At 71.0% G+C, this 10,455-nt stretch carries 7 protein-coding genes and 1 pseudogene; 4 read left to right on the top strand and 4 right to left on the bottom strand.

Annotated elements, in window-relative coordinates; translation table 11 throughout:
* Nucleotides 1-864: pseudogene (locus tag A5714_RS13280) on the bottom strand (1,4-alpha-glucan branching enzyme); the annotation flags it as partial.
* Between the two features lies 1 nt (nucleotide 865).
* Nucleotides 866-2,980, bottom strand: a complete 2,115-nt coding sequence (locus A5714_RS13275; RefSeq protein ID WP_231975884.1) for an alpha-1,4-glucan--maltose-1-phosphate maltosyltransferase — start codon at nucleotides 2,978-2,980, stop codon at nucleotides 866-868.
* Nucleotides 2,981-3,210: 230 nt separating this feature from the next.
* Between A5714_RS13275 and glgP the strand changes: the two genes are divergently transcribed.
* The gene (glgP, locus tag A5714_RS13270) at nucleotides 3,211-5,856 is read left to right on the top strand and encodes an alpha-glucan family phosphorylase (protein ID WP_068285782.1); all 2,646 of its coding nucleotides are present in this window, start codon (nucleotides 3,211-3,213) and stop codon (nucleotides 5,854-5,856) included.
* Nucleotides 5,857-5,865: 9 nt separating this feature from the next.
* Here glgP and A5714_RS13265 read toward each other — a convergent pair whose 3' ends face one another.
* Nucleotides 5,866-7,857, bottom strand: a complete 1,992-nt coding sequence (locus tag A5714_RS13265; protein ID WP_156747303.1) for an ATP-dependent DNA helicase — start codon at nucleotides 7,855-7,857, stop codon at nucleotides 5,866-5,868.
* A 41-nt stretch (nucleotides 7,858-7,898) separates the two neighbouring features.
* Nucleotides 7,899-9,215: a nicotinate phosphoribosyltransferase gene (locus A5714_RS13260; protein WP_068285780.1), complete on the bottom strand. Its 1,317-nt coding sequence runs from the start codon at nucleotides 9,213-9,215 to the stop codon at nucleotides 7,899-7,901.
* Between the two features lie 67 nt (nucleotides 9,216-9,282).
* Between A5714_RS13260 and clpS the strand changes: the two genes are divergently transcribed.
* The 3 genes from clpS to A5714_RS13245 form a co-directional block, all read left to right on the top strand.
* A complete protein-coding gene (clpS, locus tag A5714_RS13255) occupies nucleotides 9,283-9,594 on the top strand; it encodes an ATP-dependent Clp protease adapter ClpS (RefSeq protein WP_068073081.1) in 312 nt (103 codons plus the stop codon).
* A 6-nt stretch (nucleotides 9,595-9,600) separates the two neighbouring features.
* Complete coding sequence (locus A5714_RS13250) at nucleotides 9,601-10,182, top strand: DUF2017 domain-containing protein (protein ID WP_068285779.1); 582 nt, start codon at nucleotides 9,601-9,603, stop codon at nucleotides 10,180-10,182.
* A 13-nt stretch (nucleotides 10,183-10,195) separates the two neighbouring features.
* The coding region (locus tag A5714_RS13245) for a P1 family peptidase (RefSeq protein ID WP_197513679.1) at nucleotides 10,196-10,455 on the top strand (260 nt) is incomplete at its 3' end.

Raw genomic sequence — 10,455 nt, 5'->3', positions numbered from 1 at the left:
GGTAAACCCTTGCTCGACAACGTAATTGACCAGTTCATCGGCCAGCTGGCGGTAGTTGAGGCCGGGACGCCACGAGCCCAGGTGCACTTCGTAGGTGCTCATCGGCTCGAAAACCGGGTTCCGGCCGGCGCGCTGGGTCATCCAGTCGCCGTCCTGCCACGTGTAGTCGCTGCGGGTGACTCGCGACGCGGTGTGCGGCGGCACCTCGGTGGCGAACGCCATCGGGTCGGCCCGCTCGGTGACCACGTCGTCGGCCCCGTGCACGCGGAACTTGTACAGCCCGCCGACGGGGAAGCCAGGCCAGAATAGCTCCCACACACCGGAGGATCCGAGCGACCGCATGGGTGCCTCGTTGCCGGTCCACCCGTTGAACTCGCCGATCAGGCTGACGCCCTTGGCGTTGGGCGCCCATACGGCGAACGACACGCCGTCGACCACGCCATCGGCGGTCGTGAACGAACGCGGATGCGCGCCAAGGACTTCCCACAGTCGCTCGTGGCGGCCCTCGCCGAACAGGAACAGGTCGACCTCACCCAGCGTGGGCAGAAACCGGTATGCATCGGCGACGACGTAGGGCTCGGCGCCCTCGTAGGTGATCTGCAACCGGTAGTCGATGAGGTTGACGAACGGCAGCGCCACCGCGAACAGGCCAGAATCGACGTGCTGCAGCGGGAAGCGCTCGTCGCCGACCAGCGCGACGACCTCCGCCGCGTGCGGGCGGAAGGCGCGGATCACGGTGTGGTCGCCGTATTCGTGGGCCCCCAGCACGCCGTGCGGGTTGTAGTGGGTGCCGGACACCAGGCGGGCCACATCGGCCGGGTCGGGCGCCAGGTTCGTCTGGGCGAGTTGGTCGGCTTGGCTCATTTCACAGTCCCTCCGGTCCGTTCGGTGGCCTACGGAGCAGCTTCATGCGCGAATCTGCAGGCACGAGCGGCATGTTGATGACGTGGGCGACCGCCTGCGCCGGATCGAGGCGCACGTAGTTGTTCTGGCCCCACTGGAATTCTTGACCGGTGATCTCGTCGCGCACCCAAAAGCGCTCATAGGGCTCCATACCCAATGCCGCCATGTCCAAAAACAGCGTCGCCTCCTCGGGCCCGTACGCGTTGAGCGTCACGACCACCAGCACGCAGTCGCCGGTCACCGGATCGAACTTGCTGTAGGCCAGCAGCGCGTCGTTGTCGACGCTGTGGAAATGGATGGTGCGCAGCTGCTGCAGCGCGGGGTGGAGGCGGCGAATCCCGTTGAGCTGCGTGAGGAACGGCTCCAGCGAGCGTCCCTGCGCCAGCGCACCCTCGAAGTCGCGGGGCCGCAGCTCGTACTTCTCGGAGTCCAGGTACTCCTCGCTGCCCTCCCGCACAGCGCGGTGCTCGAACAGCTCGTAGCCCGAATACACGCCCCACGCCGGGCCCATGGTCGCCGCCAGCACCGCCCGGATCGCAAACATGCCGGGGCCGTTGTGCTGCAGGATCGCGTGCAGGATGTCGGGGGTGTTGACGAACAGATTCGGGCGCCGGAAGTCCGCCGCTTCGGCGATGGCCTCGCCGAACTCGATGAGCTCCCGCTTGGCCGTCCGCCAGGTGAAGTAGCTGTAGGACTGCGTGAAGCCGAGTTTGGCCAACCCGTACTGGCGCGCCGGCGGCGTGAAGGCCTCGGAGAGGAACAGGACGTCGGGATCGATCGACTTCACCTGCGCGATCAGCCAGGCCCAGAAGTTCGGTGGCTTGGTGTGCGGGTTGTCGACCCGAAAGATCTTGACGCCGTGGTCCATCCAGTGCCGTACCACCCGCAGCACCTCGTCGTAGAGGCCGGCCGGGTCGTTGTCGAAGTTGAGCGGATAGATGTCCTGGTACTTCTTCGGCGGGTTCTCCGCGTAGGCGATGGTCCCGTCGGGCAGTTCGGTGAACCAGTTGCGGTGATCACGCGCCCACGGGTGGTCGGGCGCGCACTGCAGCGCCAAGTCCAGCGCCACCTCCATGCCCAGGTCGCGCGTCGCGGCGACGAACGCGTCGAAATCCTCGATCGTCCCCAGGTCCGGGTGGACCGCGTCGTGGCCGCCCTCGTCGCTGCCGATCGCCCACGGCGACCCCACGTCGCCGGGTGCGGCGGTCGGATTGTTGTTGCGGCCCTTGCGGTGCACCTTGCCGATGGGGTGGATCGGCGGCAGGTAGACCACGTCGAAGCCCATCGCCGCGATGCGGGGCAGCGCCGCGGTCGCGGTGGCGAAGGTGCCGTGCACGGGGTTGCCGTCGGCGTCCCAGCCGCCGGTGGACCGCGGAAAGAACTCGTACCACGAGCCGAACCGCGCGAGGGGCCGGTCCACCCAGACGCCGTACTGCTCACCGCGGGTGAGCAGATCGCGCAGGGGGAAGCTCGCCAGGATCTGCTCGACCTCGGGCGACAACGCCAACGCCGAACGCGTCGCGGGATCGCCTGGGGTACGCAGCGCCTCGGCGGCCGCCAGCACCGGGTCGCGCTGCGCGCGCGGCACGCCCGTGGCGGCGCGCTCGAACAGCGCGGCTCCGACCAGCAGGTCGTTGGACAGCTCCGACTCGCCCTGGCCGGCGTCCAGTTTGGCGTGCAATCCGTGCCGCCAGGACTCGATCGGGTCGCCCCACCCGTCCACCCGGAACGTCCACAGCCCGACGCGGTCGGGCGAGAACTGCCCGTTGAAGACGTACGGCTCGGCGCCCAGGGTCATGGGCAGCAGCAGCGGCTTGACCCGCTGCTGTTCGGCCTTGCCGTCGAGCTCGGCGATCGGCTTCGTCGGCGCCTGAACCGCTTTGACGCGACGGGTCTCGGCTACCTGGGGGTAGGCAGGCCCCAGGTAGCGCACCACCAGCGTTGCGGCGACGGCCTCGTGGCCCTCGCGCCACACCGCGGCGCTGACCGGGACGACCTCGCCGACCACCGCCTTGGCGGGATAGCCGCCGCACGACACGACGGGCTGGACATTATCGATCTCGACACGACCGGGCACCACCACTCCGTTCCGATTGTGTGCGGCCCGCGGCGCGCTCCGCGCGGTTGCCGCTCGTCGGGAAACTTCCTGTCGTGGGGAACTTTCTCTCTGGGGAAGCAACTTTGCAGCCCCACTCACTACTCACTACCCACCCTAGGGTCCGGTCACACGCGCGACCGGAAAGCGGGGCAAAAGCCCCGTCCGCGGCCGTCGTGCGTGGGCAGCGATCGTCAGTAAGGTAGGGATGCGTGAAAGCACTCCGCCGGTTCACCGTCCGTGCTCACCTCCCCGAGCGTCTGACCGCGCTGGATCAGCTGTCGACCAACCTGCGCTGGTCCTGGGACAGGCCGACCCAAGACCTGTTCGCCACCATCGACCCGCAGCTGTGGCAGCGCTGCGGTTGCGACCCGGTGGCGTTGCTGGGAGCGGTCAACCCGGCCCGCCTCGACGACCTGGCGCTCGACGAGGCGTTCCTCGGCCGACTCGACTCGCTGGCCGCCGACCTCGACGACTACCTGAGCCGGCCGCTGTGGTACCAGCAGCAGCAGGAAAACGGCCAGCCGATGCCGACCGCGATCGCCTACTTCTCGATGGAGTTCGGCGTCGCCGAGGTGCTGCCGAACTACTCGGGCGGCCTGGGAATCCTGGCCGGCGACCACCTGAAGTCCGCCTCGGACCTGGGAGTCCCGCTGATCGCGGTGGGCCTGTATTACCGGTCCGGTTACTTCCGGCAGTCGCTGACCGGCGACGGCTGGCAGAACGAGACCTACCCGTCGCTGGATCCGCAGGGCCTGCCCTTGCGCCTGCTCACCGACGCCGCCGGGGAGCCCGCGCTGGTGGAGCTGACGCTGCCCGACGCCGCGCAATTGCGCGCCCGGATCTGGATCGCCCAGGTGGGCAGGGTGCCGTTGCTGCTGCTCGACTCCGACGTCCCGGAAAACGAGCACGACCTGCGCGGCGTCACCGACCGCCTGTACGGCGGCGACCAGGAGCACCGGCTGCGCCAGGAGATCCTGGCCGGCGTCGGCGGGGTCCGCGCGATTCGGGCGTTCACCGCCATCGAGGGCCGGCCCGCGCCCGAGGTGTTCCACATGAACGAGGGGCACGCCGGCTTCTTGGGCGCCGAGCGCATCCGCGAGTACATGACCGACGCGGGTCTGGACTTCGACACGGCGCTGACGGCGGTCCGCGCCGGCACGGTGTTCACCACCCATACCCCGGTGCCGGCCGGCATCGACCGGTTCCCCCTCGACATGGTGCGCCTCTATCTCGACGGGCGCCCCCAGGCGCGCGACGCCGCGGCCGGTGCCGGCGCCCGGGACGCGGCCGTCCCGTCGCTGCTGCCCGGGGTGCCCACCGAGCGCATCCTGGCGCTCGGCGCCGAGGACGACCCGACCAAGTTCAACATGGCGCACATGGGCCTGCGGCTCGCGCAGCGGGCCAACGGCGTCTCGTCGCTGCACGGGCGCGTCAGCCGGGAGATGTTCAACGAGCTGTGGCCGGGATTCGACGCCGACGAGGTGCCGATCGGGTCGATCACCAACGGCGTGCACGCGCGCACCTGGGCGGCGCCGCAATGGCTGCAGCTGGGCCAGGAGCTGGTCGGGTCGGACTCGTTCTCCGATCCCGGTGTCTGGCTGCGGCTCAAGCAGGTCGACGCCGGGCACCTGTGGTGGATCCGCTCGCAGCTGCGGTCGCTGCTGGTCGACGACGTCCGGCGGCGGCTGCGCCGCTCCTGGCTGGAGCGCGGCGCTTCGGACGCCGAATTGAGTTGGATCGCAACGGCTTTCGACCCGAACGTGTTGACCATCGGCTTTGCCCGCCGGGTGCCCACCTACAAGCGGCTGACGCTGATGCTGCGCGACCCCAACCGGCTCGAGCAGTTGCTGCTCGACGAGGAGCGGCCCATTCAGCTGATCGTCGCGGGGAAGTCGCACCCCGCCGACGACGGCGGCAAGGCGCTGATCCAGCAGGTGGTGCGCTTCGCCGACCGGCCGCAGGTGCGGCACCGCATCGCCTTCCTGCCCGACTACGACATGTCCATGGCGCGGCTGCTGTACTGGGGCTGCGACGTCTGGCTGAACAACCCGCTGCGGCCGCTGGAGGCCTGCGGCACGTCGGGAATGAAGAGCGCGCTCAACGGCGGCCTGAACCTGTCGATCCGCAACGGCTGGTGGGACGAATGGTACGACGGCGAAAACGGTTGGGAGATACCGTCCGCCGACGGCGTGGCCGACGAGGCCCGGCGTGACGACCTGGAGTCCAGCGCCCTCTACGGCCTGCTGGAGCAGGCCGTGGCGCCGAAGTTCTACGAGCGTGACGAGCACGGGGTGCCGCCGCGGTGGATCGAGATGGTGCGCCACACCGTGCAAACCCTGGGCCCCAAGGTGCTGGCGTCGCGGATGGTGCGTGACTACGTCGAGCGGTACTACCTGCCGGCGGCGCAGTCGCTGCGCGCGACGATCGCGCCCGCCGAAGACGACGCGGGTAGCGGCGAATTCGGCGCCGCGCGGGAGGTGGCCGCCTACCGCCGCCGGGCCGAGGAGGCGTGGCCCAAGATCGTCGTGTCCGACGTCGACAGCACCGGCCTGCCGGACAGCCCGGTGCTGGGCTCCAAGCTGACGCTGACCGCCACCGTGGCGCTGGCCGGGCTGGCCCCCGACGAGGTCACCGTGCAGGCCGTGGTGGGCCGGGTGGACGGCAGCGACGCGCTGCTCAACCCGGTCACCGTGGAGATGTCCTACACCGGCACCGCCGAGGGCGGCAACCAGGTGTTCTCCACCACGACGCCGTTGCCGCTCGCGGGGGCGGTCGGGTACACGGTGCGGGTGCTGCCGCGCCACCCGATGCTCGCCGCGAGCAACGAGCTCGGCCTGGTCACGCTGGCGCGCTAGCCGAAACCCTCAGGCGGACAAGCCTTCCGACGCGGCGCGCAGCCGTTGCAGCGCGGCCCGGACCTGCTCCGGGTTGGTCGTCTGCCAGAACGGCGGCAGGGACGCGCGCAGGTACTCCCCGTAGCGGGCGGTCACCATCCGGGAATCCAGCACGGCGACCACCCCGCGGTCGGTGACGCGGCGCAGCAGGCGTCCGGACCCCTGCGCCAGCAGCAGCGCGGCGTGGCTCGCCGCGACCGCCATGAAACCGTTGCCACCGCGTGCCGCGACCGCCCGCTGCCGCGCGCCCAGCAGCGGGTCGTCGGGGCGCGGGAACGGAATCCGGTCGATCACCACCAGCGACAACGAGGGGCCCGGGACGTCCACGCCCTGCCACAGCGACAGGGTGCCGAACAGCGAGGTCTGGGGGTCGGCGCTGAACTGCTCGACGAGCGCCGACGTGCTGTCGTCGCCCTGGCACAACACCGGCGTGGCCAGCCGCGCGCGCATGGCTTCCGCGGCCGCGCGGGCGGCCCGCATCGACGAGAACAGGCCCAGGGTGCGCCCGTCGGCGGCCGCGACGAGTTCGGCGATTTCGGCGAGCTGCTCGGCCGAGCCGGTGCCGTCGCGGCCCGGCGGCGGCAGGTGCGCGGCCACGTAAAGGATGCCTGCCTTGGCGTGCTCGAAGGGGGAGCCGACGTCGAGGCCGCGCCACGGGACCTCGACGTCGGCCCCGGTCAGGCCCCAGGCGCCCGCCATCGCGTCGAACGACCCACCGATCGTCAGTGTCGCCGAGGTCAGCACCGTGGTGGACCGCCCGAACACCCGCTCGCGCAGCAGGCCGGCGACCGACAGCGGCGCCACCCGCAGCACCGGGCGGGACGCACCCCGGTTGTCCTCGTGGTCCAGCCAAACCACGTCGGTGCGGTCGGCGATGGCCGGCCCGAACGACGCCAGCACGCGCGCCGCGGTGTCCGAGATCTCGCTCAGAGCCGCGGCCGCTTCGGAGCGTGCGGAGGCGGCCCCGGCGTCGCCGGCGGCGGTGTCGATCGCGGAACGGGCCGCGCTCGCCGCGTCGCGCAGCGACGTCAGGTACGTCGCCAGCTCGTCGCCCAGGTAGTCGATCCGCCCGGGGGCGGCGTCGTGGATCGCCGCGGCGAAGGTGGCCGTTGAGGCTTCCAGCCGCGACAGCAGTTCGGGATCCACCAGCCGGCCCAGGCGCCGGGCCGCGACCCCGAGCGTCGCGGGCGTCAGTTCGGCGGTCGCCACCGAGGTGACCCGGTCCACCAGCTCGTGCGCTTCGTCGACCACCAGCAGCGCGTGCTCGGGGAGCACGGCCGACTCGCTGACCGCGTCGATGGCCAACAACGCGTGGTTGGTCACGACGACGTCCGCGCGCCCGGCCTCGGCCCTGGCCCGCTCCGAGAAGCATTCCGTGCCGAACGGGCAGCGCGCCACGCCGACGCATTCCCGCGCGGACACGCTGACCTGCGACCAGGACCGGTCGGGGACGCCCGGCTTCAGGTCGTCGCGGTCACCCGATTCGGTGTTGGCCGCCCAGGCGGTGAGTCGTTGCACGTCGCGGCCCAGCGCCGTGGCCGCCATGGGGTCGAACAGCTCCTCTTGTGGGCGGCCGCCGTCCGCCGGGTCATCACCGCCGCCGTTGTGAATCTTGTTCAAGCACAGGTAGTTTCGTCGCCCCTTGAGCAGGGCGAACGTCGGTCTGCGCGGCAACGCGCCGGCGAGCGCTTCGACGAGCCGCGGCAGGTCGCGGTCGACGAGCTGGCGCTGCAGCGCGATCGTGGCCGTCGACACCACCACGGGGCATTCGTCGTCGAGGGCGCGGGCGACGGCGGGCACCAGGTAGGCCAACGACTTGCCGGTGCCGGTGCCGGCCTGCACCACCAGGTGCTCGCCGGTGTCGAACGCGCGGGCCACCGCGGCGGCCATCTGCTGCTGCCCGCCGCGCTCGCTGCCGCCCAGCGCGGCCACGGCGGCGGCCAGCAACTCGGGCACGGACACGTCGGACGTGGCTTACCCCTTCGCTGCTTGTCAGGCGGTGGCTAGGGCCGGCCGGCCGGGATCTGGGTCGTGGGGATCGCGGGCTCGCCGTGGGAGAGGTTCAGGCCCTCCCACGGCAGGCTGCGCAGCCCGCAAGCTACCAGCTCGCGCGCGGCGGCCAGGTCCGGTTCGGCCACCCGCTGTCCGTCGCGCACCAGGGGCACGGTCAGCACCCGGGACGCGCCGGTGACCTCGGGCCGGCGCCCGGCCGGGTGCACCAGCTCCTCGAGGATGGTGCCGGAGTCGCGGGACAGGCGCAGCGCCTCTTTGCGCCCGCCGTGAGATTCCTTGTGGCTGCTGCGCTTTTGCACCGGCAACCCGTCGACCTCGACCAGCTTGTAGACCATGTTCGCCGTGGGCGCGCCCGAACCGGTCACCAGCGACGTGCCCACGCCGTAACTGTCGACGGGCTCCGCCCCCAACGCGGCGATGGAGAATTCGTCGAGGTCCCCGGAGACCACGATGCGGGTCTGCCCGGCGCCCAGCCCGTCGAGCTGCTCGCGCACCTGGCGGGCCAGCACCCCGAGCTCCCCGGAGTCGATGCGCACCGCCCCCAGCGCCGGGCCCGCGGCCGCGACGGCGTTGGCCACCCCGGTGGTCACGTCGTAGGTGTCCACCAGCAGCGTGGTGCCCGCGCCGAGGGCGTCGACCTGCGCCCGGAACGCGGCGAGTTCGGACGCCTCGGTGGAGTCGTGCGCGGTCGCGTGCAGCATCGTGAACGCGTGCGCGGAGGTGCCCTCGGTGGGTATGCCGTAGCGCCGCTGGGCTTGCAGGTTCGACGTCGCGGCGAAGCCGGCGAGGTAGGCGGCGCGGGCGGCCGCGACGGCCGCCTGCTCGTGCGTCCGCCGCGAGCCCATGTCCATGACGGGGCGTTCGCGGGCCGCGCTGACCATGCGCGCCGCGGCGGAGGCGACCGCCGTGTCGTGGTTGAAGATCGACAGCGCCAGGGTCTCCAGCACCACGCATTCGGCGAACGTCCCGGTCACCGACAGCACGGGGGAGTTGGGGAAGTACAACTCGCCTTCGGCGTACCCGTCGATGTCGCCGGTGAAGCGGAACTCGCGCAGGTAGGCCAGGGTGTCCGGGTCCAGGAACCGGCTCAGCGATTCGCACGCCGCGTCGTCGAAGGTGAAGTGCGGTAACGCTTCGAGCAGTCGCCCGGTGCCGGCGACCACCCCGTAACGGCGGCCGGCGGGTAGCCGTCGCGCGAACAATTCGAAGGTGGTGCGGCGCGTGGCGGTGCCGTCTTTGCGCGCCGCCGCCAGCATCGTCAGCTCGTATCGGTCCGTCAGCAGCCCGGTGACGACGGAGTCAGTCATTCCCTAACGGTATCGGCCGCGCTCGGCGGCTCGGTAACGTTGTCCACCGCTCGGTATCGTGTAGCCCATGGTTGCTGCGTCAGCGCCCACCGAGCCCAAGTCGAAGCCGGGCAGTCAACAGGAGTCGGCTCCGGCGGACGTCACGGCCAGTCCCTGGGTGACGATCGTCTGGGACGACCCGGTCAACCTGATGACCTACGTGACGTATGTCTTCCAGAAGTTGTTCGGCTACAGCGAGCCGCACGCCACCAAGCTGATGTTGCAGGTGCACAACGAGGGCAAGGCGGTGGTGTCCGCCGGTAGCCGGGAGTCCATGGAAGTCGACGTGTCCAAGCTGCATGCCGCCGGATTGTGGGCGACGATGCAGCAGGACCGCTGAGCTGCTGTGCGCAAATGGAAGCGCGTCGACACCGCCACCGGCTCGCAGTTCCGGTCGGCGCTGGCGTCGCACGAGGCCGCCCTGCTCAAGAACCTCGCCACCGCGATGATCGGCCTGCTCGACGAGCGTGAATCCTCAGCTCCCGCAGACGAACTCGAGGAGATCACCGGCATCAAGACCGGCAACGCCGAGCCGCCGAAGGACCCGACGCTGCGTCGCCTGTTGCCGGACTTCTTCCATCCCGACGAGTCCGACCCGTCGGGGCCGGAGGCCGCCCAGAGCCTCAACGCGGCACTGCGCAGCCTGCACGAGCCCGAGATCGTCAACGCCAAACGCGGTGCGGCGCAACGCTTGTTGGACACCGTCCCGCCCGAGGGCGGCCGGTTCCAGCTGACCGAGGACGACGCGAACGCCTGGGTGGGGGCCGTCAACGACATTCGGCTCACCCTGGGAGTCATGCTCGACGTCGGGCCCGACGGCCCGGAACGCCTGCCACCCGACCACCCGCTGGCAGTGCACTTCGACGTCTACCAATGGCTGACCGTCTTGCAGGAGTACCTGGTGCTGGTCCTCATGGGGTCGCGATGACGTCGGCCTGCGGATGAACGCCATCACCGACGTGGGCGGCATTCGCGTCGGCCACCATCACCGGCTCGACCCCGACGCCGCGTTGGGCGCGGGCTGGGCCTGCGGGGTGACCGTCGTGCTGACCCCGCCGGGGACCGTCGGTGCGGTCGATTGCCGCGGCGGCGCCCCCGGCACCCGCGAGACCGATCTGCTCGATCCCGCCAACACCGTGCGATACGTCGACGCGGTGCTGCTGGCCGGCGGCAGCGCCTACGGCCTGGCGGCCGCCGACGG

The organism is Mycobacterium sp. E2462 (assembly GCF_001672685.1).
GTDB lineage: Bacteria > Actinomycetota > Actinomycetes > Mycobacteriales > Mycobacteriaceae > Mycobacterium.
Note: the sequence above shows the minus strand (reverse complement) of the source record. Positions and strands in the feature narration are given on the sequence as shown.

Bases quoted from the DNA above. Each gene is read 5' to 3' on its own strand.
- A5714_RS13260 (WP_068285780.1), bottom strand. From the start codon at position 9,215: ATGACTGACTCCGTCGTCACCGGGCTGCTGACGGACCGATACGAGCTG.
- clpS (WP_068073081.1), top strand. From the start codon at position 9,283: ATGGTTGCTGCGTCAGCGCCCACCGAGCCCAAGTCGAAGCCGGGCAGT.